19 protein-coding genes are annotated in these 24,924 nt (G+C 44.8%); all 19 read right to left on the bottom strand.

Going from position 1 to position 24,924, the window contains the following annotated elements; all coding sequences use genetic code 11:
* Positions 1–34 precede the first annotated feature (34 nt).
* A complete protein-coding gene (locus IGK61_RS01755; RefSeq protein WP_074535364.1) occupies positions 35–493 on the bottom strand; it encodes a low molecular weight protein-tyrosine-phosphatase in 459 nt (152 codons plus the stop codon).
* Positions 494–496: 3 nt separating this feature from the next.
* Positions 497–1,066: a TetR/AcrR family transcriptional regulator gene (locus IGK61_RS01750; RefSeq protein WP_005227190.1), complete on the bottom strand. Its 570-nt coding sequence runs from the start codon at positions 1,064–1,066 to the stop codon at positions 497–499.
* A 208-nt stretch (positions 1,067–1,274) separates the two neighbouring features.
* On the bottom strand, positions 1,275–2,735 hold the full coding sequence (locus IGK61_RS01745) for a helix-turn-helix domain-containing protein (protein WP_074535365.1): 1,461 nt from the start codon (positions 2,733–2,735) through the stop codon (positions 1,275–1,277).
* Entirely contained in the window at positions 2,713–3,204 is a 492-nt protein-coding gene (locus IGK61_RS01740; RefSeq protein WP_015508844.1) for a hypothetical protein, read from the bottom strand. Before IGK61_RS01740 ends, IGK61_RS01745 begins: the two co-directional genes overlap by 23 nt.
* A 44-nt stretch (positions 3,205–3,248) precedes the next feature.
* Complete coding sequence (locus IGK61_RS01735) at positions 3,249–4,049, bottom strand: class A sortase (protein ID WP_074535400.1); 801 nt, start codon at positions 4,047–4,049, stop codon at positions 3,249–3,251.
* Positions 4,039–5,121: a DUF916 and DUF3324 domain-containing protein gene (locus IGK61_RS01730; protein ID WP_016609552.1), complete on the bottom strand. Its 1,083-nt coding sequence runs from the start codon at positions 5,119–5,121 to the stop codon at positions 4,039–4,041. Before IGK61_RS01730 ends, IGK61_RS01735 begins: the two co-directional genes overlap by 11 nt.
* A gap of 67 nt (positions 5,122–5,188) precedes the next feature.
* A complete protein-coding gene (locus IGK61_RS01725; protein ID WP_060792398.1) occupies positions 5,189–5,929 on the bottom strand; it encodes a WxL domain-containing protein in 741 nt (246 codons plus the stop codon).
* A gap of 11 nt (positions 5,930–5,940) precedes the next feature.
* Positions 5,941–6,741 carry a WxL domain-containing protein gene (locus tag IGK61_RS01720; protein WP_015508841.1) on the bottom strand — a complete coding sequence of 267 codons (801 nt, stop codon included), beginning with the start codon at positions 6,739–6,741 and terminating at the stop codon, positions 5,941–5,943.
* A 45-nt stretch (positions 6,742–6,786) separates the two neighbouring features.
* Positions 6,787–7,500, bottom strand: a complete 714-nt coding sequence (locus IGK61_RS01715; protein WP_016609549.1) for a WxL domain-containing protein — start codon at positions 7,498–7,500, stop codon at positions 6,787–6,789.
* Positions 7,433–7,801, bottom strand: a complete 369-nt coding sequence (locus IGK61_RS01710) for an LPXTG cell wall anchor domain-containing protein (protein ID WP_015508840.1) — start codon at positions 7,799–7,801, stop codon at positions 7,433–7,435. Before IGK61_RS01710 ends, IGK61_RS01715 begins: the two co-directional genes overlap by 68 nt.
* 14 nt (positions 7,802–7,815) lie before the next feature.
* On the bottom strand, positions 7,816–12,684 hold the full coding sequence (locus IGK61_RS01705) for a hypothetical protein (protein ID WP_254777443.1): 4,869 nt from the start codon (positions 12,682–12,684) through the stop codon (positions 7,816–7,818).
* A gap of 634 nt (positions 12,685–13,318) precedes the next feature.
* Positions 13,319–14,278 (bottom strand): LacI family DNA-binding transcriptional regulator, encoded by a 960-nt coding sequence (locus tag IGK61_RS01700; RefSeq protein ID WP_074535367.1) that lies wholly within the window; start codon positions 14,276–14,278, stop codon positions 13,319–13,321.
* Between the two features lie 13 nt (positions 14,279–14,291).
* Complete coding sequence (locus tag IGK61_RS01695; RefSeq protein ID WP_438844664.1) at positions 14,292–17,582, bottom strand: GH36-type glycosyl hydrolase domain-containing protein; 3,291 nt, start codon at positions 17,580–17,582, stop codon at positions 14,292–14,294.
* Positions 17,583–17,597: 15 nt separating this feature from the next.
* Positions 17,598–19,748: a glycoside hydrolase family 3 N-terminal domain-containing protein gene (locus IGK61_RS01690; protein WP_074535369.1), complete on the bottom strand. Its 2,151-nt coding sequence runs from the start codon at positions 19,746–19,748 to the stop codon at positions 17,598–17,600.
* A 6-nt stretch (positions 19,749–19,754) separates the two neighbouring features.
* Positions 19,755–20,534, bottom strand: coding sequence for an endonuclease/exonuclease/phosphatase family protein (locus tag IGK61_RS01685; RefSeq protein ID WP_081343861.1), 780 nt, complete (start codon positions 20,532–20,534; stop codon positions 19,755–19,757).
* On the bottom strand, positions 20,525–21,445 hold the full coding sequence (locus IGK61_RS01680) for an acetylxylan esterase (RefSeq protein ID WP_016609538.1): 921 nt from the start codon (positions 21,443–21,445) through the stop codon (positions 20,525–20,527). The genes IGK61_RS01685 and IGK61_RS01680 overlap by 10 nt, the downstream gene beginning before the upstream one ends.
* On the bottom strand, positions 21,438–22,040 hold the full coding sequence (locus tag IGK61_RS01675) for a DUF624 domain-containing protein (RefSeq protein WP_015508834.1): 603 nt from the start codon (positions 22,038–22,040) through the stop codon (positions 21,438–21,440). Before IGK61_RS01675 ends, IGK61_RS01680 begins: the two co-directional genes overlap by 8 nt.
* A gap of 376 nt (positions 22,041–22,416) precedes the next feature.
* Positions 22,417–24,018, bottom strand: coding sequence for a sugar ABC transporter substrate-binding protein (locus tag IGK61_RS01670; RefSeq protein WP_005227174.1), 1,602 nt, complete (start codon positions 24,016–24,018; stop codon positions 22,417–22,419).
* A gap of 14 nt (positions 24,019–24,032) precedes the next feature.
* Entirely contained in the window at positions 24,033–24,914 is an 882-nt protein-coding gene (locus IGK61_RS01665; protein WP_005227173.1) for a carbohydrate ABC transporter permease, read from the bottom strand.
* Positions 24,915–24,924: the final 10 nt, after the last annotated feature.

The raw sequence follows: 24,924 nt of genomic DNA, 5'->3' as shown, positions 1-24,924 counted from the left end.
AGCAAATTTTTGGTAAAATACAAGCGAACACGCCTTATTTTTCAGAAGAAATAACCTCTAGCCAAAAAGGAATTCCTTCTTGTAGCAGTTGATAGGTCTCTTCGAAATCTCCTGTATAATAAGGATCTGGTACTTCCGCGGTTTCTTTGCCAGGAACAACACTCAAATACGAACGAATCTTTGCGGTGGTATCGGCAGGTGCCAGCGCTTGAAGTGTTTCAACATTGCTTTGATCCATACCGATGATCCAGTCAAATTTGGCAAAGTCTGCTTCTGTGATCTGCCGTGAAATGAGTCCCTCGCTGGATAAGCCTGCTTGACGCAATCTTTTTTTGGTTCCGGGATGAGCAGAATGTCCGACTTCCCATGAGCTGGTCGCTGCCGAATCGATCTGCCAATCCAATTTGCGTTTTGCTATTTCTGCTTTATAAATAGCTTCTGCCATGGGGGAACGGCAAATATTACCTAAACAAACAAATAAAACTTTCGTCATCGCTCACTGCTCCTCTTTTTCATAGATTTGGTGGCCAAAAAATTCCACATCCTTCGCCAAACGAAACAATTGCGTTGCAATCTCTAAAGGGGTCTCTGGAAAGTCGTTGTGAATCCAATTTTCCAAAATGCCTCCGCAGCCGTAGGAAAAGAACCGACTATAAAATAGAATGTCTTGTTTCGTCAATTGTTGCTCTTGATCGACCTCCAAGAACAAGCGCTGAAAAAGCGGTTCTGTGATCTGTAGAAATCCGTTCATTAAGATTTCGCGGTCATAAGCCAGTGATTTGCGGTAAAAGGCCGGCGCTTGTTTCATTGCTTTCAGCATGCGCAAGGCGGCTTCTTCCCAGTTATCAAGGGAGACATCTTCTGTCGTCAAAAAAATCAGGGCATCTTGCCGATAGATCCATTGGATCAAAGCTTTTTTATCAGGAAAATGGTAGTAAAACGTCTGCCGATTGACTTGCGCCTTTTCGGCGATCTCCTGTACGCTGATTTTATTCACTTCTTTGGTCTCACAAAGGGTGATCAATGTCTGGCCAATCACAGCCTTCGTTTGTTTCCCATCCATCATAGGGCACCTCTTTTTCTTCTCTTTCTATCATACCAAATTTTCCTGCAAAAAAAAATCCTATCAAATGGTCCTTTTTCACAGACCTTCCCCGAAACCTTCATCAGAGCAATAGATTCCTGGGCGCTTTTTAAATAGGACAGGTTTCTACAAAAAACGCCTGCCTCCATTTGAGGCAGACGTTGCTTTCGATAGTTAAACGGCAGGTTGCTCATTGTGCCATTTTGGTTTGAAACTGTTCTCTTCGAATCACACTGACTTTTTCAGTGAAATTGGCCCAGTCGATGGGTCTAGGTGGTGCCAGCCATAAGATATGGTCGATCCCCAATGCACCATAAAAGGGTAAGTTTGAAAGAATCAGATGCGTATGATCATCTGGGTAACTTTGGAATTGGACATTTAAATCGAGGATTTTTTCGATATTCTTTTGGATCATCTGATTGTAGGAATCGCCAAATGAAAAGTCCACGCAGACATACAAGGGAACCAAAATCTCTTTTAGCGGAATCGTGGAAATCAACAGAATCAGGTACCTGAAAAACAAAAACTCTTTATTGTTCCATAAGATCGGCCGGTTGCGGCTTTCTTCCAGATAGTTACGGCAAAAGGCAGCATATTCTGGATAGGTTTCAAGAAAATACGTCACATCCATATATTGGTATTCATAGCGAGAACTAAAGGAAAACGACAAGAGCTGATAATGGATCGTTGTCGTTTCAGCATGAAGAAGTGCCAACGTATCTGCGGTTAAGGAAAACTGCTGTTGGACGGCTTGAATAAAATGCTCGTTTAATTGTTGGATATAGGTTTGTTCTTGATCGATGTAGCTATTGTTGTCGATCAGCCAGCCCTCAACGATCAAAAAGCGCAAAATATCTCGAGCTTCTCGCTCTAGCACTTCTTGATCGGTGATCGTCAAAATCTCCTGCAGCCAGCGTTTCAATTCCTCAATGATCACGAGATGTTTGGGCAAGACTAAATCATTTTCCACGCTGTTTTGCAGGTAATGACCATTCGTCATCCGTGCCAAAACGATTCCTAGATAATGTTTCTTGCGAATCCGCATGCGAGCAGACTGTTCTGGTTTAAGCCAGGTGCTTTCATTAAAATGATCAAAGGTCTTTTCTTTTTCCAGGATTTCTTTTGGAAAAGGGGAATGATTCAGATAGTATTCCTTCATAAAAAAGAGGAAAATAAATTCCCTGATCTCACTTTCCTCCCCAACCAGCTGAAATTCTTTCGTCACTTCAATATCATATTCTTTCAAGATCAGTTTGAACTGTTTAAATTCTTTATAGACGGGATTATGGCTTAAATAGTGATTGGTGGCAAATTCGTATAAAGAAGACAATTGCTCAAAAAAACATTCTTTCAACATGGAAAATTTCAACGCTTGATCCAAATAATAGGTCAGCAGTGTATCGGAAGTTGCCAGCCCCGAGGCATTCAGTTTAATGACCGTCCCATCGGTCACGATCTCAAATTCCTCGTTCAATCCGAGTTCATAAAAATCAAGATTCAATTCTTGAACGGTTTTGTTGATCAAAAATTCCGACATGGTCAATTGATCCATCAATGTTTCCTTCGTTTCCGAAAGAGCGACTGCGTTTTCCAAATATTGCAGCATCACCAATTTTCGTTTGTCCGCCTTATTCAAAAATGTCACAAACATGCGTTTTCAAGCCTCCATTGTTTTTTTGGCCATAAAGGACGTTTCCTGAAAATAAGTAGCACAAGCTGGCAAGATAAGAAGGCTTATCATCGCCATCACCATCTGTATTATTTCCTGGCAGTGCTAGATCGACGTTCAAACGATCCGGCGCAAAGACATCCTCCAGCATGACTCGTTGGGCAAAATGTTTTTGCTTTTCCAAAAAACTGCTTTCTGACAGTGAGGATCGCTCCGGCTCTTTTTTCGGAACGGTTTCTGGTTCAGGCGCGGGTTGTTCTTTGGATTCTTCCATTTCAGTTGGCGGTTCCTCCACTTTTTCTGGTATTTCTTCTGGTGGGTCCGTGGGGACGATTTCTTCTGAGGGGTCCAGCGGATTATAAATGGTCGCAAAAACGACTTGTTCTGTAACAAGATCGATCATTCCGATAATCATGCACGCACCAATGACAAAGCCAAATCTGCGTTTCATTTTATTCACCCTCCTTATCATCAGCGCATCTTCTGATGATGTTTCTACGACGCTGAACGGTCCAACAACTTATGGGCGCCCAGCAGACATCCACTAATTATAAATAAAATAACAAATAAAAGAAACCAATTTTTCATTGATTGTTGTTTCCATACCGTTTGTTGTTTTTCAACCATCACTTTTGCTGCTTTCGGTGTGCTGATTATCGCCGCTGGTTTTTGTGGGTGATCGGCAGTTGCCTGCTCAACAGGAATTGCTGTCAGCACGTACCGTTCTTCTGTTCGAGTAGGCGTAGGACAAGTGATCAAGGTCAATTTTGGTGTCTGTTCTTCCTCTAGCACCGACAAGTCCGATTCGTCTACGATTTTTTTATCCGTGATGATATACTGTTGACTCTCCTCGAGATAGGTCACTGATACTTCCATCCCCACCTGTGCTTCTAGCAATTGACCAAATAACAAACTTTGTCTGCCAAGATGATGCCCTAAAACGACAAAATTGCTATTTTTCAACGAACGTTCGGGAAACATCACGACGCCGCCTCTCAGCAGCTGTTGATTCGTTAGTCCCACCAACAGCGGCTGCTGGAAATCGATCGCCTCGATTGCGACAAAGCCGTACCCAGTGATCGTTGTCGGCTGAGGCGCCAATACATCTGACAGAGCTGGCATTTGGATCGTTTCTTCTTCTGGGATCGTTGCCGACAGCTGCGTGGCTATCGTCAATTGCGTGGTGCGTAATTGCCAACTGACGATGCTTTCTTTTAGAAAAGGCAGTGCCAGCAAAAGAATACCTACGATGATCAACCCATCGATCAAGCATTTCTCAAAGTGCTCACGCTTCATCCGTTTCATTTTTTTTCTTTCGTCGGTACCATAAAAGCAGCAGCAAGGCGAGTAGTAGCAACAGTCCGCCGATCAAGAAATAAAGCCATGTGTAATCTGTTTCGATCGTCACATCCTTCTTATTAAGATCACGTGCGACCTCTCCAGTCACTGTAAATTCTTTTTCGAAGGTCCATTTATAGAGATAGCTTTCTTCTTCGCCTTCTTCATTTTCAATTTTGTATTGCCCTTCATCGCTTTTTCCACCATAAGCAACGGAAGTCAACACGTAGGTCCCTGCTTCTAAACGTTGTCCTTCTAAAGAGATTGGGTACGAGAAGTTGGAATTAGGTGCCATTTGCATTCGTGAGGTATCCGAAGAATACAAGACGTCGCTATCACCTTTTTTCTTCACTTCATTGATCAGGCGTAATGAATTCAAGTAAGCTGCTTCAGGATTTTGAAGGGTGACATTGATAGTATTTCGGGCGTTGACTTGACCTGGTCCAACATCCAGCAGTTTTAGATCCGGTGAAACTTCTGTTGTGTTTTGTCGCAGTAAAATCGCAACGACATAGGCATACTCATTCTTGATAGCTAACCCTTGCTCTTCTTCACTGTCAGCAGTATCGGCTTCCTCTGTCGTCTCTTTTAAGGTCAATCCGCCTGCGATAACCCCTTCAAAGGATTCTGAAGGCATGGTGATCTTTAAGGGCAAGGTGATTTGGGATTGTTTGGGGATCGTGATCTCTTCATCCACTTCAATCAAATCAGCCATATCATAAGGCAAGGTTTCGTCCGCTTCGATGTCATTTTCGCCATATTCCACGACTCCGTTTAAGTTTGTGGTAGCTGAAGCGATCACTGGCGCGATGACGACCTCTTGATCGGTGTCATTACGCAATTGAACTTCAACGGTTTGTACCGTACCCGGCGCCATTTTCAAGTCAAAATAAGTTTTTTCTTTATCGATTTGATTTTCTGGAATTACGGGATTGACGGCAAAGTTAAATTCAGAAGCGGTTCCTATCGTTGGTACAAAAAAGAAAATACTTGCGAATAGGAGCGCCAAAAGCTGGTTGATTTTTTTCATGATGGATGTCCCTTCTTTCTATGTATTCTCCTTAAACCACGAAAGGGTTCAAGGAGAAAGCTGGTACTTATGGGTTTGTTGGTGTGTCTGTCAGTAACCAAGTAAACGTGGTGTTGTATTGGCTGGCATATTTTGTCGTTGAGCCTGGAACTTCCAACTCAATGCTATCCATAGCTGCAGCTAAACTATCGCCCCAGCTCATTAGATAGGTCCCTGCCCCTTCGCCATCTTGGGCACTCATCACTAAGGATTGGGCACCATTTGGATTCAATGTGATCGTTGAACTCACATTTGATGGTTTTGGTGACAAGGAAGGTGTTACTACAGTTCCCTTCGTCAAGCGAATTTGCGCGGCGGTCAATTCTTGATCTTCTGCTGTTTTGAACTGACCATTTTGGCGAACATTCAATGTCCAACCGCTCTCTGTTCCCCGATTGTCTGTCACTTGGACAAAATTTGGTCCTTCTTGATTCACATTTGCTGAATCTACGTATTTTTGGGTTTCCGCATGGTAGATCTCTGTTTTTGAGGTGATTTTTTGCGTACCAAAGTAAAGGCTTGAAGCAAAATCAATCGATAACGGTCCGTTGGTTCCTGGATTTGGTCCATCTGGGTCCGTTGGGTCAACTGGTTTGATCGGATTTTCTGGATCTGGGTCTGTTGGACTGATTGGATTGGTTGGGTCTGTATTTGGTTCAAAAGTGATCTGTCCGTTTGAATTGTATTCTGCGCTGTCCGCTGCTTGTGCCAGCACAGGAGCAGCGAAGCTTAGCCCTAATACTGAGAGAAATGCTAGTGTTTTTTTCATGTCTATACTCCTTATCCTTCCGTTCCTGGTGTATCTGATAATACCCAAGTTAGTGTAGTCGTGTAGCTAACGGCATCTTTTGGTGTGCTGCCGGGTACAGAAAGTGCGACTGCTTTGGTAACATCTGCTTGTACTTCTTGGCCATCCTTATCTATTTCAGTGACCGTCTCAACGCTTCCCCAAGCGTTGACCCATGTTCCAGCACCCGTTTGATTTGCTGCGGTCATCACCACTGATTCAGCACCTGCTGCATCCAATGTGATCGTCGCTTCTGCCACTGGAGCAGTAACGCCGATCGCATTTGATTTAACGGCAGGACTTGTTAGGGTAATGACAGAACCAGTCAATTCTTGATTCAACGTCGATTCGTTTTTGAATTGACCATTTTGCTTCACAGACAACCGCCAACCAGCATTACTACCGCGATTATCCGTTACTTGAACATAATTGGCAGTTTTTAATGTAGAAGCTGTGTCATCGTCATTCAAATACCCTTGTGCTCGTGCATAATAGACTTCGTTTTTATTGGAGATTTTATTGACGCCAAAATCTAAGCTAGAGGCATAATCGATCGATAATGGTCCATTCGTTCCAGGGTTTGGTCCATCTGGATCGGTTGGATCCACAGGATTGACTGGGTTTTCTGGATCTGGATTTTCTGGATTGACTGGGTTCGTCGGATCGGTATTTGGAATAAAATCAACCGCCCCATTTGAGGTGTAAGAAGCCGCTTCAGCTGCTGAAACCTCAGTTGCTGCACTCGCTGCTGCCAATACGGCAAGACTTAAAAAGACCCATGCTGTTTTTTTCATTTCTATTTGACACTCCTTTATCTGTTTTACTGAAAATCAGTGATTTTAATTGCTTTCAGGGACATTCTTTAAATTCCAAGTCAATGTCGTCCGATACTCTTTGGCTAATTTTACGGAACTGCCTGGTACATTTAATTTTACTGCCGTTGACCCTTCCGTTGCATCGTTCCCAAACTTGTAGATCCAAGTGCCCATTCCTTTTCCGACAGGTGCGTTGACCAATGTGATTTCACTATCGGGTACAAAGGTATGACTTGCCGTAACCGTTGGTGCATACTGCATATCGGTGACCGAAGTTGCTGCACCTGAGGCGATCGATAATGAAGCCCCGACTAGCTCTTCGTCATCAGCCGTTTTGAATTGTCCGTTTTGCACAACACTCAATGACCAGCCTTCTTGCGTTCCTCGTTTATCTGTTACTTGCACATAGTTTGGTCCAGCAGCGCCAGCTGTGAACTCTTGCAGCTGTGCGTAATAATCTTTTGTTTCGGAAGTGATCAATTGGTTGCCAAATTGAAAGCTTGAAGCAAAATCGATCGATAATGGTCCAGCTGTTCCAGGGTTTGGTCCATCTGGATCGGTTGGATCGACGGGATCCACTGGTTTTTCTGGATCGGTCGGATCAACTGGATTGGTTGGATTCGGGTCCGCTTCAAAAGTGATTGCTCCATTTGAGGTGTATTCAGCGGCATTAACGGTTGTTGGTAACAGAGCAGTGCTCATCAATAGAATGCCTGCCGTCAAGAAAAGTTTTTTCATTTTTTGTTCTCCTTTTGATTAAAATGATTCCTGCTGCCAACAAAACGACAAGACCACTGCTTTGATAGCGATTAAAGTGATCCGACCCTGTTGCCGGCAGAATGTTGTTGCCTTTTTGATTTACTTGTTTATTCCCTGGCTGTTCTTTTACGGGCTCTTCTGGCTCCTCAACTGGTTCTTCATAGACACCGAAAAAGGAAGTAATGCCATTGCTGTCATAGGCACCTGCTTCGGCTGCTGAAACGAGCTGAGGAAACATTAATAGACAGCCAGCAATAATACCGATCATGATTTTTTTCATTTATTTTCCTGCCTTTATGGGTTGCCAGGTGCCGAAACTAGCTGCCAGCTCAAGGTTCCTTGATAGTCCCCGACTTTTTGCTGTTCGACTGGAACGGTAAGCTTGATTCCTTCATTCTGACTTTCGCCCCAGTGCTGATTCACGACGTATGTGCCATTTTCTGTCAATTCCGTTTCCTCGATGATCATTTCCCCACTGGTTATCATCTGTTCTTGACCGTTTGTCACAAAGCGGAAGACATCGGTTAATTGATCTGTCCCATCCGTTAATGGCTGTTGCTCTTTGACCGTCAAGCGCCATGGACTCCGTTCGGACCCTCTCGTATCTTTCACTGCTAGCTCGCCTGTGATCGTTGGCCAATAATCTTGTGTTTCTGTGGCAACTTTCTGCTGCCCAAAATCAAAGTCTGTTGGCACACTGCTTAAAATAAGCTCGCCGGCAACTGCGACATTGACGACTTTTTCTGCCCGTTGACTGCCTGCTTCATAATGGTAAGCCGTTGACACATTTTTCAACAGCTCATCTTCCGTTGCTTGCTGGATCGCGGCAAAAGCTTGCGGATCGACAGTCGGTGGTACATTTGCCCGATTATCTGCAAAAATCGTGGTTGCTTGGGTATACTCTGCCAAAGCGGCTTCATCTGTCAGCGCCGTTGCTTCTGGTAAGGTCAAACGGACATCTTTTGCATAGACGGCAAATTGCCGATCAGCAGAAATGACACTTTCATTTTTGACCACCACCAGATTCACGGTAGTTTCTGCCTGATTCTGATCGTTTTCCCCTACGGAAAAAGTGACCGCTTGTTTGCGGTAGACCGCTGTTTCTAACGGTTCTTGAATCGCAGCTAAGACCTCATCTGTCAGCGTATCCTTAAAGAAAGGACGCCCGCTGGCTTCGAGATAAGTAACGGCTTGTTCTTTTGTCAGCGATTGTGCCTCTTGCTCTGTAAGGATCACATTGCGGGCTTGGACTTCCGCCTTATTTGAGTAGCGGACACTGATATCGTAACTATACTCCCCATCAGGACTCGTCCAATCAACTGGCTCTGAATCTGGTTGTTCCGTCAACTGCTGATCCGTGCTATCCAGCTTGCTGGATTTGATTTGACCCGCGTAGACCCATGAACCGGACGTTTGAGTTTCTGGTGTGAACGTCAATGTTGGCAATTCCGTTACCGTGTAGGGAATCAATAAACGACCTTTTTGCACCTGTGTCCCCGCCTGCTCAGTTCCCCATGCTTGCAAGGTCAGCGGCGTATTGTTCTCTTTGACTGCCGTTACATTGTGACTAATGGCACCGATCCCATTCGCGACTCCGGGTGTTTCGACTTCGTAGTTAATGATCGAACCTGGTATCGCAATACCGTACCCGTTGGCTGTATTGGTCACATCGTTGTCCCCGATGAAGGTTTTCCCAGTCGCTTTTTCGATCCCGCTGAAATTGATTGGCGTGATTGCTGCAGCATTAGCAGCAGTTGGATTTATGGTCAGTACTTGATAGGCACTAACCGCACCAAACCACGTTCCTTGACTGTTGACTCGAGAACCTGCATCATTGGTCGTCGTTTTCAGCCACGTTAAATGATCTTTGTCCGTATCTGGTGTGGCGAAATCTGAGAGATTGATTCGCCCCGTTCCCGGCGGCGACTCGATCGTCCCTTTGTCTTCTACCGTTAACTTCGCTCCTGAAATCAAATTCGTTGCGGAAGAAATCCCGATACCGGCATCCTTGGAAAGATGGATGTCACCGAACTGATGATAGGTCGTTGCGTGATTGGCAGCAGTCGCTGAACGGCCATTTTTGATGTCTCCCCCATTGGCCATCAGCTTGATACCGTTTGTCACATTCAATTCGGTAAAGTTGACGATCCCCAGACCCGTCACAGCGATTGGATCAGTTTGATAAGAAGCTGTCCCATCGACATTTTCACCAAAGTTCATCTTCACTTGATTACTGCTGTTGGCTACGATCGTGTTCGTAAAGTTATCTGACGCGTTTCCGCCTGAGATCCCATTGATACTTTTGGCTCCTTGAAGTCGCATCTCGACATCTCTTAAAATTTGATTGGAAGAAATATTGGAATAATACGTGGTGTATAAATTCCCGATACTTGATCCTTCCGCCTGGATATTCATATAAATTTTGCCGCTTCTCGTATTGCTAGCAGTCCGTCCGCCATCACCATAGATCGTTGCCCCATTCAGCGCATCTGACCCCGGCTTTGTGTAAATGTTCAATGTAATCGTATTGGAGCTGTCGGTCCCAACGATATTTGTACTGTTAAACGGATTACCGCCTGAGATGTTCGTTCCAGAAGGAAGGGCAAACTCACCATCGTAATTTCTCAAATCCAATGTCAAACTGGCATTTCCTAATAACCGTCCATTGTTCGTAACACCGCCTGAAAAACCATTAGACCCTGTACGCGGAGTACCTGAGAAGTTTCCGCCAAACACTCGATTATCTGAGTTTCCGTTAATGGTGTGGGAAGAAGCGACACCATAAGAGGCACCGAGTGAGGCATTGATCACCCCATCATAAACCGTTACTGCGACATTGCCGGTCACTAATAAGTCATCCCAGCCGCCACCAGATAAAAACCAGTCTACTTGCCCATTATTTACTGTCGTTCGTCCATCTCCGTAAACACGGCGTCCAGTATAGCCTGTTCCTTCTAGCGTATCGACGATCCCAGAGTTCAAAGTATTGGAAGAATTTCCCTCAATGACACCTGAGAAGGAACCACCGTAGGTCCAGCGAGCAACCGTGTTATTCAAGATCGTTTTGGTGTTCCCTTTAATATAGATATCCCAAGCTGTTCCTGGATAACCGCCGCCACCAACGATATCCCATCCAGATGAATAGCCTCTCGTTTTATTGCTCGTTGAGTAATCTAGATTTGTCGGTCTGGTTCCTGTGTAAGCAATCCCATCTCCCCCAGGACTACCATCCGAAGTGATCGTACCAACTTCAATCGTCGTATTTCCCTCAACATAGCCGCCTCGACCAGCTGCCGTCGAATAAATCGCACCGTTTGAAAAGGAACCGCTGACTAGATGAGAAGTGATATCGCCATAAACTTTAAAACTTGCCGCTGCTTCTGCCAGTGCTGCTCGTTGCTCAGGAGTATAATTGTCATACGTCGTCGTATTCGAAGCCCCCATTGAACTTTGAGTCAAGGTACTAACGTTGTTTCCTCCGCCGCCGTTAAAATCACCAATTCCGCCGACGCTGGCACTCGGTCCCGCTTTCACGGTATTGACGATGTTTCCTGTGATAGTACCAGTATTCCGATTGCCACCTTCAAATTCACTCCGTCCAGTGGAATAGCTGCTGGCATCAAGGTTGGTCACGATGGCATCCTTAGAACGGTCAGAGCCGATGTTGCCATAAAATGAACCGCCTACAAACCGATTGGATATACCTGACCAACCGCCTGCACCCGAGATCGTACTGCGGATCGTTCCATTGATGTTGCCATATTGAACGCCACCAGCAAAAGTACTTAAACGGAAGCTTGCATTGGTGGTTTGAATCGTCGTTTCAACATTGCCTGTCACATTGGCTGTATTGGAAGCGTTTGTTCCAAAACCACCGCCATAATAATTACTTAAGGTCCCATTCAAACGATTGATCGTGACACTGGTATTCCCATCAATCGTACCGATATTGGCACCTCCAGCGATCGTACTGATATTACCTACTGTATTATTTACGACAATCGCTGTATTCCCGGTCAATGTACCACCGTTTTGATTCCCCCCATAAATATTCCAAGTTCCTGAACCTGTCGCATTCAATGTGATCGTTGGGTTTCCCGAAAGGTCGCCATTGTTGCTTCCCCCATAAATCGCAAGACCGTTCCCGGTGGACCCACCGTTCAATGAAAGGCTATACCCATTCATGTACATCCTCGTACCACTATAGTTGAGGTTTCGAATCACTACATCAGAACCGAAGTAAATGTCCGTGCCAAGTGCAACCGTGCGACTCCCAGTGGTCAACGTTGTTGCATCTGTGATGGGATCATCACTATGCCCTGTGATGATCAAGCGGCTGACTTTTCCTTGTAGCGCATAAAAAGTCATGTTCGTATTATCGACTGTGGCTGGAATCGTCTTTGAAGTCAGATTCGTTGGCAGTGATAACGATCCACCCGAGCCAACATACAAAGCAAATTCTTGACCATTGCCGTTTTGATACATATCAAACAACGCTTGACGAATGCCTTCAGCACTATTGGTGTATTCCGCATATGCTGATCCATCTCCAGCTGGGCTTGGTACAGCGATCACTTTCGTTTTATCGGCTTCTGCAATGATCTCTTTGATCGATTGCTCTGCCAACGAGATGTCCGCCGCTCTTGCCTTAACCGTCGGTTTAAAAACAGCAGTTAAGGTTTGGTTCTCCTTGAGAATCAATTCGGTCAACGCTTGACTTGTATAGACCGTGCCATCTAACGACCAGCCTTCAAAAGCAGTATCATCTTCAAAAACTGGCAACTCACTTTCTTTTAGTGCTTCCCCTTTGTTTTTGCTGATCTGAGTGCGGGTTTCCCCGGTAGCAAATAGATGCTCCGTGTCTGTCAGAAAGGTCACCTGTACTTCTTCTGTAGCTTCCGATGAAGCTTCTGTTTCAGATGAAGCTGTGTCAGTGGCTCCTGTAGACGAATTTGTCGAAGCAGGTTCACTAGATGCTTGCACTTCAGTTTCGTTCGTCTCTTCCAGACTGTCGATCGATGAAACGACAGGGTCAGAAGAAGACATACTTTGTTCTTCACTTGTTTTTGTAACACTTTCGGCTTGTGCCACTACCATTGCATATGAAAAACACGGACCTGATGTTAGTAGAAAAACAAGTAAAGTTGTTAAAAACCGTTTCACTTTATCCCTCCTATCTTAAAAAAATAAACGTATCGCGCAGTGCACGCCCTGTGTTACAACTCTTAGTTTAGCGAGTTGGCGAAAGAGAATTATAATTCTTTTTTTCTTCCATTCAAAATTATGATTATAATTGATTTTTCATAATTCCGATTTTTGTAACTTCCACATCTTATAGCTATCTGTTACTCATCGATTGAAAAAAAGTGCAAATTACCAGGATGAATCATCGATTCTTTTCAAAAAACTGCTTTTCTCTTTCATAAATCATACAAAAAACGAGGGATAAATCAACACTCATAATTAAATTAAGATGAGAAAAATAAATAAAAAGTTAGAATATTTGACAAAATTCAGCGGCACAAAACTCTTTTCTAACGACCTAAAATAATAAGTTAAAAGAACGCTTCCTATCTTCTGACTGTAGATAATGATAATGTTATAATCAAAAATGAATAAAAAACGTTATTTAAAAATCCCATTGCATATAAAATAACAAAATAAAAATTATTATTTTTTTTATAAATCACTGTTTTTGATAAAATAAGTAAGGTTATTTTTGAAATAACGCAAAAAAAGCCTCAAACAGCGTTCTCTGTTTGAGGCTTTTTCAACTCTTTTTCCTTTAATAGATCAATTAAATAAATGATCCACCATCCACAAAAGTGGTATAAATATGCTCGTCGGCCACTGGTTCCCCTTGGATCGATTGTACGATTTTCTCAGCTGCCACCATGCCCCATCGATGTTTCGAATAGGAGATCGTCGCCAAGCGCGGCTGCACAAAAGCGCCTAATTCCGTGTTATCAAACCCGATGATGCGGATCTCTTTTCCGATGCGATAGTCGGTCTCGCGGACATATTTGTAGACCCCGATCGCCATTTCATCATTGAAGGCAAAGATATCAATGGGAAACTGGGGATCATTTGCTAAGAGCTGTTTTGCCGCTCGATAACCAGAAGGTTCCGTGAAGTCACCAGGAATGACTTCATAAGGAATACCAAAGCGCATCAATTCTTTCGTACTGGCTTCCAAGCGCTCCCGACTGTCGTAGCCTTTTTCTGGCCCAGCTAAGAGGAAGACTTTTTGGCTTTGTCCAGCGATCAAGCGATCGATCGCCAGCGCCGCCCCTCCTTTATTGTCTAACAAGACTTGATGGATGTTTTCATGAGACAAGACACGGTCTAACACGACGATTTGATGCCCTCGTTGGGCGTATTGCTCGATTTCCTTTGCTGGAAACGTCCAATCCAAAATGATGGCACCGTCCACCATCCGCTCAGGAATAAACAAGTGTGATTTCTTGCCGCTGCAGACGATCATTTCATAGCCGAAAAGTTCCAACCCTTTCTTGATGCCATCTAGCAATTCCCCATAAAAACTTCCGGCATAATCGGCGAGATAAACACCGATGATGTTGGTTTGTCTGCGTTTCAGTGTGCGAGCAGCCATGTTCGGAACATAGTTCAATTCGTTTGCGATCGCTTGAATCCGCGCGCGGGTTTCCTCGGTCACTTTTGGACTGCCATTCAATGCATACGAAACGGTGGATATGGAGACACCCGCTTTTTGGGCAATATCTTTGATTCCTACCATGGCTTCTCCTTTCTTAACGATAAATATCGATCGTATTGGTTTGGTTTTCGTTTAATTTGGCGCAAAGCGCTGCTTTCTTCAGGACAAGCGCACCTTGACGGTAGCGATTTTCCGCAAACTCAGTGGACATTTCTTCGCCGTTGATCAATATTTTCGGCGTACTTGCCGAATGATAGACGATTTCGACCGGCCGATCAAAGAGTCGATACGTCAGTGTCAACCCTGCTAGCTCCGCTGGCAAGACGGGATCAAGTTCAACGTGATCAACAAAGGTACGAATGCCTAACACATTGCTGATCAACTGATTCATATAGATCCCTGGACCACTAGAATAGATGCGCCAGCCGCCTTTGACGCCGACTGCTGCCTCCTTAAGTTTACCAAAATTTCCTTGGGCTTCAACCCTTGTTTTGAAATCGCCATCAGAACTGCTGAAATACGCATTTGCTTGACGGATCTCCGCGTTTTCGACCCGTTGAGCGATCTGGATCGGATTGATGACCCCAAGCGCTTGCCAAGTCTCTTCTTCTCGACCTAATTTCGCCATCGCTTCGGTAAAGCGGATGTGGGCGTGAACGTACTGCAAACCGATTTCTCGTCCAAAGTTGGCTGCTTGTTCTGCTCGCTTGAAATTGGTGCTGACACCACCCACATAAGTCGCTGGACGATTCATCAAGCGCACCCCATCTGGAAATTGCAAATGCTCCTTAATGATCGCCACATGATGATCGGCTTGTTCGGGAGATAACAGCTCACCGATCATGCTTTGTTGCATCGGCAGCAAGCGGTATTGGATACCAGTTTTCTTGTCAGTCGGATGGACCATCAGTTCCACGTGCTCGCTATCTTCCATATAGACAAATCCTGGCAACGTGCCATCAGCTAACATGTATTTTTCAAAGTCGTGTTTGATGCCCTTAGACAGTTCTGTTAAATGTTTGGCATACTCTGGGTCAACTGACTGCAACTGGCTGGCTAATTTTTTCAATACTTCATAGGTCAAGGCAACGGTCCAGCTGCTGGCCATTTGTTTCTTTAATTTACTGTTATTTGGCTGCAAGGTATCATCCCAATCGCCATCACCATAACAAGACAGGTACGTTCCTTCCAAGAAGTTCGCTTCGATATACGCTACTTCTTTTTTCAAATGATCAAACAACGAAGCTTTGGTCTTGGTTTTCAAGAAGGTCGTGCGATCCGTATAAGGCAGTTCTTTTTCCAAAATCGCGAAATCTTTGGTTTTTTCGAGATAGTCACTAACGACTTTCATTGGCCAGACGATCACATCTCCGTGGCTCTCATCGGCTTTTTGTTTCTCATAGCGATCAAACATAAACCATTGTGGCCAATTGCCGTCATCTGCAAATTGATTTTCAAACAAATGCTCGATGATGGACGCCACCATTTCAGGACGATTAAGTGCTAAGAAATACTCAGTCGGTCCTTGGGAAACGTCTCGAGTCCCCCAAGCAGCACCACCGTACTGTTCAAGACCATGAGGAGACAGGTAATGAACAAGCATATTGTGGGTGTACCAACGTGCCAAGTGATTGAAGGATGTAACGTCCGCCTGCGAATGTTTCAATTCAAACTGATTCAACAAATCATCGACAAAGGCCGTATAGGCAGTGTCTTCTTGCTGGCGATCTAACGTTTCGGAAACAAAGGGTTCACCAGTCAGTGTGCCTTGGATCACGAAGGAAATCGTCGCCTGTTCTGCAAAGGTCAATACGGTCGTGCTATCAGCAGCGGCCACATTGAAAATCGTTTCATCGGTCAGTTCAAAAGGTTGAGCCGCATGGAGATAATACGTCAATTCTGGATAAGTTTCCGCAATCGGTGAATCCGCTGTTCCTTTGATGGTGAGCAATTGCTGGTCTTGCGTAACAGTAGCAGTCGGTGCGGCTTCATCGATCCCCATCACAAATTGATTAGTGATGGCCCAGGTGTAGGCACGTCCTGCTTCACTGGTGATGGTGGTTGCGATCGTGCGTCCGTTTGCTTTCGTGAAGGTCGTTACTTGAATGACATCATCCGCTGTTTTGTAGTACCACGTCGCCGAATTCAAGCCCATTTCAAAAGCAGATGGCATCGTTAAAATCCGCCATTGATCGCCGTCTTTCAGATAGATCCGCTGACCAGAACGTTTGAACAGATTCAATGAGTTGCGGCTATTACTCAACAATTTATTCATGTTCGTATTACCTAATACGATTTGGGAGTTAAACATCCCCGTCATGTAAACGGTCGTACTCAAAATGGGTTGATCGACGATCAACTCTTGTCCGCTCATCAAAATATGCCCATGGGAGCGTTCCATCTGTGCTTCTTTTTCCTTCAACACGACATGGTGATAGTCAGGGGTAAAAAAGGAATAAAGCTGTTCGTCAACGATTTCCACTGCTTCTTGCTGCGGGAACCGCTCGTTGATTTCTTCTGTGGAAAATGTCAGCCCTGTGAGCGGTCGACCGAAGTTTTTTCGTGGCTGCGCCGTTGCTTGCAACGAGTCAAAGGACAAGGCTTGATACGTTTCTTTCAACGTTTCAAGTGCAAACTGCGGTTCATTGACTGCCGTCGCTTGATTGGCTTTGACCGCTGCGTAAAAAACGATTTCCGTAGGCGTCTCACTTACCGCCAACCATTGCGTTTGCAGTGCCGTATAGGCAAATTCGTATTGATACACTTCATTGGCTAACGTTTCTTGGCTAAGTGCAGCTGGTTGATTCGTTTCTTTGTAGCTGCGACCGAAAAATTGATAGCCATCCGTCGAGAAGCCTTTTAAGGCTTGGAAGCTGCCCTGTTCCACCAATGGAAATTGACCATTTTGTGGTTGATTTTGGCGCGAAGAAAGCACGATGTGATCCTTATCATGGCTAACATGATGGTCGATATATTGCGAAACATAGGCTTCATTGGATTGAACAGCACCTTTGGCGGCATTGCCAAGATCTTGTCCGTAAACCAGTTCCGCTTCCCCAGAACCACTCAATTGAACCCGCCAGAACCAGCAATCTTGTGCCAATTGGAAATCAACTTGGTAATCGATGGACAGGTACGTCCCAGTCCAAGTCAGCTGTTTGTCTGAGTAGGCAAAGGCACTGTTAGCATTTGAACCGATCAAGGGAATAAAGGACAACTCCCCCGCCTCACGCAGACGTAGATAGATTTGATTCAAACTACCATCTAGCGCATTTCCGTTCAACTGATTGATCATCACACCGTGACTTTGGATCTCATATAAATCACCGTTTGGTAAAAACGTCACGGTCGTATTTGCGTTATTCATCACTATTTTTTTCGTCATAGAAACCTTCCTATCTTACCTAACTAATTGCAGGGTTGTTTGTTGGGTGTCTCGGCTGTTCCCACCAATCATGATGTGGAATTTCCCTGGATCACTGCTTAATTGTTGGTTGCTGTGGACATAGCGCAGCAGTTCTTCCGTGATCTCAAATTGAACGGTTGCTGATTCGCCAGCCTCTAGCCAAATTTTCTTAAAGCCTTTCAGTTCTTTCACTGGGCGAACCACTTCACCGACTAAATCGCGAATGTAGCATTGGACCGTTTCCCAGACCGCTGCTGTTCCTTGGTTCGTAACAGTGATGGAAGCCGTGACCGTTTGATCTTTGGTCATAGTCGGCTGATCCAACGTCACCGCAGAATACGCAACTGGGCTATAACTCAAGCCAAAGCCAAATGGATATTTGGCATAATTGGAGACATCCAAATATTTTGAGACATATTTTTCATCCGGTGCACTTTCATAAGGACGACCGGTATTGTCAACGTTGTAATACACAGGAACTTGTCCAACGGTTTCTGGGAATGACATGCTCAAGCGACCGCTTGGATTGTATTCTCCCCACAGGATCTGAGCAAGTGCGTTTCCGCCTTCGGTTCCAGGGAACCAAGCCTCGACGATCGCTTTGGCTGCATCCACACCTTGCAAATCAAGAGGACGACCGTTATAAAGAGTTACGATCAATTGCTCGTTGTATTCTTTCAAGGTTTCAACCAAGGACAATTGGGCTTGCGGCAAGCGAATGTCGCTGCGGCTGGCAGCTTCGCCGCTCATCCATTCCTGCTCTCCTAGTGCTAGGACCACTTTATCCGCTGCCTTCACTAATTCGATCGCTTCTTGGATCGCCGCTTCAGACGGTGCAAAATAATCAAAGGGCTCTTGACCGATCAACAGATCCGCACCCAAGGCTTGAGCACCCTCCACTAATGTCACTACTTCTTCTTGTTTTCCTTGCCAAGACCAAGCCCCTAATAGATCACGGGAGTGAGCACCTGGGCCCACGATCGCGACTTTTTCGGTTTTCTGCAACGGCAGAACACCTTCATTTTTCAACAACACCATTGATTTCTTTGCGATATCGCTGGCGATCTCTCGGTGTTCTTGAGACAAAACAGTGGCTGCTTCAGCGGCTTCATCAGCGCCGCGGTATGGATTTTCAAATAGCCCCAGCTCATTTTTTAAGGTCAAGATTCTTAGCACCGCTTCATCGACTAAGGCTTCCTCAACGGTGCCTTCTGCAATCAACTCTTTCAAGTTATCGGTGTAGCAAGTCGTCATCATCTCGATATCGACCCCAGCTTTGATGGCTAGTTCAGCGGCATGTTTTTCATCCTCCGCTGCGCCATGAGCGATCACTTCTTTGATTGCTGCCCAGTCAGAGATCACAACGCCTTCAAACCCGAATTCTTCTCGCAAAACATCGCGGAAAAGCCAGCGATTGGCCGTTGCTGGAATGCCGTCTACCGTATTAAAGGAGGTCATCACCAGCTTGGCACCAGCATCAAGGGCTGCTTTATAGCCTGGCAAATAACTTTCTCGCAGTTGGCGTTCTGACATATTGACCGTGTTGTAATCCCGACCACCGATAGCCGCACCGTAAGCCGCAAAATGTTTGACGCAAGCAGCCACGCGGTTGAAATCCGTACGCAGATCATCCCCTTGATAGCCTTTGACAAAGGCTTCAGCGAAGCGACTGTTCAAGTAAGGATCTTCCCCCGTCGATTCCATGACACGGCCCCAGCGTGGGTCTCTTACTAAGTCCACCATCGGTGAAAAGGTCACATGCAAGCCAGAAACAGCTGCTTCTTTGGCAGATACTTCCGCCATCTTCTCCGCTGCTGCCAAATCCCATGAACTACCTAATCCTAATGGAATCGGGAAAATCGTCCGAAAGCCGTGAATGATGTCCGCCATCAATATCGTCGGGATATTCAAGCGGTTATTGGCGATATACTCTTTTTGGACGCGGATCGCTTCTTTTGCACCAGAAACACCTAGCGTTGTTCCCGCATTGTTGATGTTTTCTTGTGTCAGTCCTAAGTCGCCCATCGGACCTGTTTTCTCTTCTGCTTTATCTGAATAAAAAGCCGCTGCCAGTTGCAGCAACTGATCGATTTTTTCATCTAAGGTCATTTCTGAAAGTAGTTCGGTTAATTTCTGCTGTTCCATTTTTATTCATCCTTTGCTTTCTTCAAATTGGACTTCTGCTGCTAAAGGAAAATGATCGGAGGGAAAACGACGATCACAAGAATCCGTTAGACAGGCGGTTTTGACCACCGTGAAGCCTTTCGTATAGATATAATCAATTTCTTCTAGTTCTTGCCATGGTAACGTATAAATAAAATTTTGATAGGAGCCTTTTGGCCCATGATGGGGCTTTTGTCCATGTTCTTTGGCATTTTGAAAATGCTGCTCTAAGTACCGATGCACCCGCTCCGTTGGCTCCGCATTCAAGTCGCCCATCAGCAATACAGGATAGCGTTCGATCTGATCTGCCAGCTGCTCAAGGATCACTTTCATCCCTTCAAAACGAGCCATTTCTGAAATATTATCTAAATGAGTCGTGATAGCAAGAAACGGCGGATTCTTTTTTTCCTGCAAGACTGCCCAAACACATAAGCGTGAATACGCAGCTTCTGGATGAGTACTTGGTTCAGTCGGTGTCAATGACAACCAAAACGAACCTGAATCTAATAACTCGAAAGCCTCTTTTTGATAATACAGTCCGATGCCTTCGCCTAAGCCATCACCGTCACGTTCAGCCGTGACGGAAGCATACTGCGCTAACTTTGCTAAATCTGCAAATTGGCTGGGACGAGCTTCTTGGATCGCCAGAACATCCCAGTCGTAGTAATCGATCAAGGAGCAGACCGCCTCCGATCGATAGTGCCATTGCCATTCTTGGTCATAGTCGGTATCGACTCGTAGATTGTAGGTTGCTGCTTTCATCTGCATTCATTTCCTTTGAGTAATTTTGTGATTTGCTGCATCTCACGTCGGATTTGTTTCGCTTCGCCGCCGCCATGCCCTTTATTTAAGTAAATACGCAATTCTTTCGGTCCAGGAATCTTTTTATAGGAAACGAAGAAATCTTCCATGGGACAGATGGGATCAGCACTGCCGACCGATGTATAAACAGGACCAGTTATCTGATGAGCAAAATACTTCAAATCAAAATAACTCATGACTTGATAGATCGTTTCCCGCGTTTCTGGAAATTGTTCGATATACTCTTGAATCACCTGGTAACTTCCTGTTTTTTGTTCGATCCGATGGACAAGATTGGAGTGGCTTGGCACATCGGCAAACGTCGCAAAAATCGGGACGTTCGTTAATGCGTTGACCAATAAGGCGATGCCGCCTCCTTGTGAGCCGCCTCTTAAAATAATGCGCTGCGGATCGATTTCCGGTATCTGTTGAAGGACTTCTAGTGTGCGCAAACTATCTGCGACCAATCGCTTCATATAAAAATCTTCTTTTTTCAAGATGCCGCGTCCAAAAGGTGCTTCATGCTGCGTGGTTTCATAGGGAACCTGATCTTGCGTGCGTCCCCCTTGCCCGCGATTGTCGATGACAAGACAGCCGCAGCCGATCAATAACCAATGAGCAAATTGGAACGGTTCTTGCACATGATTCATATAGCCTAAAAAATCAATCACGATTGGACAATCTGCCGCTTGTTCTGGCAGCAGCAGATGCCCATAGATCGTTTCATTACCAAGACTTTGAAAAGAAATCGTAAAACAATCGATCCCTTTCAGCAAAGGCGCTTGTTTGGTTCTTTCAAAGGCTAGCGGAAGGGTGTCAAGTTCTTGTTGGACCGAAGCCCAAAAATAGGATCGATCCGTCGCTGTGGATTCAGTCATTTGTCTCTTCCCCCTTCGCTAATACTTTATTGAAAAACAACACTTGGACAAAGGCTGAGCCTGAGATCCCTAAACAAACAAATAAGAATAGGTTCACTTTGCTGCACAATACAAAGACAAGAATGGGGATCACCAATAAAATGATCGCATTCGCCGTACTGCTAAGAACCGCATAGGCCGTTTCTTTTGCTGTTTCTTGCAATGATTGGGCAAACAAGCTGTACAAGAGAACGAACACGACGAGATACAGCGCAGCCAAGCTGACGAGGATCACGGCTAAAACGCCAAAGTAAGGTGTGATCATCATCAAGGAATAGATCAACCCAGCAAAGACTGCGACATACGCAATAATAAGACCTTCTAAGAAGAGCCCACGTTTGAGGTTGCTTAAGAATGCTTGCTTGTATCGCTGCCAAATCGGGACATCCCGTTCCTTGTACAATTGATCGATCGTCTGATACAGCGCGATCAATGCTGGTCCTGCGAGAATCAGCGTCATTGCTGGAATCATAAAGAGAAAACTAACAATGATCATATCTGCTAAAAAAGCAAAGACCCGATAGTACCATCCTTCATAAGAAAATAGTCGATTCATTATGATCCTCCAATCAAAACTTGCTGATTTGTGCTGCGGGTGCTACGTAAACTTGTTTCTTGCCTTCTTGTGAATTTGGGTCGTTTCTCAACGTACAGTTTTCTGGTTTGCAGGTTGCACGTCTCACTACGTGAGCCAATCGCAGTGATTCTTTGTACGGTCACTACGCTCCCTGCGGTCGCCTAGTACTTTGAAACATCAGATTTTGCGCAAAGTGCGCGCAAATCCTGTGTTTCTTTGGTTGGTCACTACGCTCCTTACAGTCGCCTAGTACTTTGAAACATCAGATTTTGCGCAAAGTACGCGCAAAACCTGTGTTTCAAAGCAAAGGAGAGGAAAGGTCTTTTTTTTGGCTTCCTTTCCTCTCCTATGGGGGTTATTTTAGTCGTTCGCGGTTTTCGGCCATTTTTTCAGTTTTAATGTCTTTGATTGCATCCCAGTTGTTTGAATCTAAGAAGCTTTCAAAGTCGGTTAGTGTGCTGTCAAATGTTCCTTCATCTTTTGAACGGATCAATGAGATGATCGTGCTGTTGATTTTGGTTTTGATGGCTGTGTTTGAACGTGCTTCAGCAGTTCCAGCATCTGGATCCGTATTTTCGATCACAAAGTGTGGATACAATTTGCCTTCGCCCCACTCTTGCATTTGAGTCAACGCATTTTCGGTTTTGACTTTCAGTGCATTGACACGGTCATTGTTAAAGTAGTTGAAACGGCTGATACCATATTTTTTGTTGTAGCCTTCGTTGTCGGTTTGTTCCATTTCTTTGATTTCTGGCAAGTAATCGATCTTGCCTTCATCGTTGTATTCATACGTCACGCCTTCAACACCGAATTTTGTCAAAATTTGTCCAGGTTCATCGATCAAGTACGTGAAGAGTTGGGTTACTTTTGCTGGATCCGCCGCATCTTTTGTGATGTAGTTGATCAACCAGCCAGAGATTCCTGTTTGGTTCAAGGTTGCTTCACGACCAGAAGTGCTGGCAGGTCCGTCGATTGCGATGTACCGCGTGTCAGAGTTTTTCATGAATTCAGTGAAGTTCCCACCTTGTCCGCTTGTTCCTGCGACTAAGATCGTTGCATAATCCCCTTGTTTTACTTTTTCATCATAGGTTGGACCGTCATCGGTAAAGCTGTCATCACTGATGTTGCCGTCACGATACACTTGATTGAAGGTTTTCAACCATGAGATATATTCTTCATCTAAATTACGGTCGTAGAACGCACCATCTTCATCTTCTAATGGAACACCTAAGAAATCTTGCAATTTATCTAAGAATGGTCCTGCTGTTTCGCCGATCGTTGTGAAGCCCATTGGTGTCAAATCAGGGAATTTCTCGCTGATTTCTTTCATGACTTTCACATAGTTTTCTGGCGTCGAAACATCTGGTTTGCCTAATGCTTCATAGACATCTTCACGGATCACAAAGTTGTCGTTGACGGGAATATTGCCGCTTTCGTAGTCTGCTGCTGTGTTGGAATAGTTTGGATAGCCATAAGTTTTGCCATCATCTAAAGCAAACCATTTGAAGGTATCTTCGGTCACGACATTCATCAAATACGGATCGTATTGTTCCGCTAAATCGTTCAATGAATATGCCCAGCTATCAGCTTTTGTGGCTGCTTGGCTGGTTTTATCCATCAACGTCACGATATCAGGCATATCACCACTTGAAATCAAAGCGTTTAATTTCGAATCATCCCCTGAAATAAATTCAATATCAATGTTCAAATCTTTTTTGATTTGGGCTGTCGTCACATCTTCACCAAATGGCAAAGCTGTCCAGTCTGAATTGATGTACCATGTGATCTTGGTTGGTTCTTCTTTGGTATCGAGTTTCCATGCTGGTGTCTTTTCATCTAACTCATACCGATCTTTGATAGAAAAATCCGAACTGCTGGCATTGTCTGAGCTGCCGCCACATGCTGCTAAGCTGAGTAATGCTGATGCTGCCAATAAACCGCCTACTACTTTTTTCATGTCTATCCCTCTTTCTATTCTTTTACTGCACCGGCCATCATACCGCCGATAAAGTGTTTTTGAAGCAATGGATATATAATTAAAATTGGCACTGTCGTGATGACGATCGTAGCCAACTGAACCCCACGGGTCGTTGCTTGAACGATAAAGTCGGTACTACCGCTTTCAGTCATCGTACTCAAGTTGGATTGGACGATGATTTCATAAATCTTCATTTGCAGCGGATAAAGATACTCTTTTGTGATATACAGTTTTGTTGTCATAAAATCGTTCCATTGGCCAACCCCGTTGAACAAGATGATGGTTGCCAAGGCCGGTTTCGTTAATGGCAAGAAGATTTTATAGAAGATTTGGAATTCACTTGCACCGTCGATCTTCGCAGATTCTTCGAGAGAAGGCGGAATCTCACGGAAAAAGTTCATTAAAATCACGACATCATAGTAGCTGAACAAGGCTGGAATAATGTAGACCCAGAAAGAATCCAGTAATCCTAGCGAGCGAATCAGCAAGTACGTTGGAATCATCCCACCACTGAAGTACATGGTGATGACCCCCATCGTTGTATAGATGTTGCGGCCGACCAAGCGTGATTTACTCAATCCGTAAGCCACGATCGCACAAAACAAGGTATGGGTCGCAGCCCCAAGAACCGTTTTTAACACTGAGATCAAGAAGGCACGGGGGATACTTGCGTCAGAAAAAACTTTCCGATAGTTTTCCCAGGTAAAGCCTTTGGGCCATAACACGAGGCCGTTGCCCGCTAATCCAGAACTAGAAGACACGGAGGAAACCAAGATATTCCAAATCGGTACGATGATCATCAATGAGAATAAAATCAAGATCACGGTATTGAAGAAGTAAAACCACGTGTTTTCTTTTGCTTTTCTTTTGATCATGTTTTTTCCT

Source organism: Enterococcus sp. AZ063, assembly GCF_051715045.1.
GTDB classification, from domain to species: domain Bacteria; phylum Bacillota; class Bacilli; order Lactobacillales; family Enterococcaceae; genus Enterococcus_D; species Enterococcus_D casseliflavus.
The sequence above is the reverse complement of the archived record's forward strand: the minus strand, read 5'-3'. Positions and strand labels throughout refer to the sequence as shown.

What these genes read in the sequence shown, in the direction of transcription:
- IGK61_RS01715 (WP_016609549.1), bottom strand. Translation starts at nt 7,500, where the DNA reads ATGAAAAAACTTTTCTTGACGGCAGGCATTCTATTGATGAGCACTGCT.
- IGK61_RS01675 (WP_015508834.1), bottom strand. Translation starts at nt 22,040, where the DNA reads ATGAATCGACTATTTTCTTATGAAGGATGGTACTATCGGGTCTTTGCT.
- IGK61_RS01755 (WP_074535364.1), bottom strand. Translation starts at nt 493, where the DNA reads ATGACGAAAGTTTTATTTGTTTGTTTAGGTAATATTTGCCGTTCCCCC.
- IGK61_RS01690 (WP_074535369.1), bottom strand. Translation starts at nt 19,748, where the DNA reads ATGGAACAGCAGAAATTAACCGAACTACTTTCAGAAATGACCTTAGAT.
- IGK61_RS01710 (WP_015508840.1), bottom strand. Translation starts at nt 7,801, where the DNA reads ATGAAAAAAATCATGATCGGTATTATTGCTGGCTGTCTATTAATGTTT.
- IGK61_RS01750 (WP_005227190.1), bottom strand. Translation starts at nt 1,066, where the DNA reads ATGATGGATGGGAAACAAACGAAGGCTGTGATTGGCCAGACATTGATC.
- IGK61_RS01725 (WP_060792398.1), bottom strand. Translation starts at nt 5,929, where the DNA reads ATGAAAAAAACACTAGCATTTCTCTCAGTATTAGGGCTAAGCTTCGCT.
- IGK61_RS01680 (WP_016609538.1), bottom strand. Translation starts at nt 21,445, where the DNA reads ATGACTGAATCCACAGCGACGGATCGATCCTATTTTTGGGCTTCGGTC.
- IGK61_RS01740 (WP_015508844.1), bottom strand. Translation starts at nt 3,204, where the DNA reads ATGAAACGCAGATTTGGCTTTGTCATTGGTGCGTGCATGATTATCGGA.
- IGK61_RS01695 (WP_438844664.1), bottom strand. Translation starts at nt 17,582, where the DNA reads ATGACGAAAAAAATAGTGATGAATAACGCAAATACGACCGTGACGTTT.
- IGK61_RS01685 (WP_081343861.1), bottom strand. Translation starts at nt 20,534, where the DNA reads ATGCAGATGAAAGCAGCAACCTACAATCTACGAGTCGATACCGACTAT.
- IGK61_RS01665 (WP_005227173.1), bottom strand. Translation starts at nt 24,914, where the DNA reads ATGATCAAAAGAAAAGCAAAAGAAAACACGTGGTTTTACTTCTTCAAT.
- IGK61_RS01735 (WP_074535400.1), bottom strand. Translation starts at nt 4,049, where the DNA reads ATGAAGCGTGAGCACTTTGAGAAATGCTTGATCGATGGGTTGATCATC.
- IGK61_RS01745 (WP_074535365.1), bottom strand. Translation starts at nt 2,735, where the DNA reads ATGTTTGTGACATTTTTGAATAAGGCGGACAAACGAAAATTGGTGATG.
- IGK61_RS01730 (WP_016609552.1), bottom strand. Translation starts at nt 5,121, where the DNA reads ATGAAAAAAATCAACCAGCTTTTGGCGCTCCTATTCGCAAGTATTTTC.
- IGK61_RS01700 (WP_074535367.1), bottom strand. Translation starts at nt 14,278, where the DNA reads ATGGTAGGAATCAAAGATATTGCCCAAAAAGCGGGTGTCTCCATATCC.
- IGK61_RS01670 (WP_005227174.1), bottom strand. Translation starts at nt 24,018, where the DNA reads ATGAAAAAAGTAGTAGGCGGTTTATTGGCAGCATCAGCATTACTCAGC.
- IGK61_RS01720 (WP_015508841.1), bottom strand. Translation starts at nt 6,741, where the DNA reads ATGAAAAAAACAGCATGGGTCTTTTTAAGTCTTGCCGTATTGGCAGCA.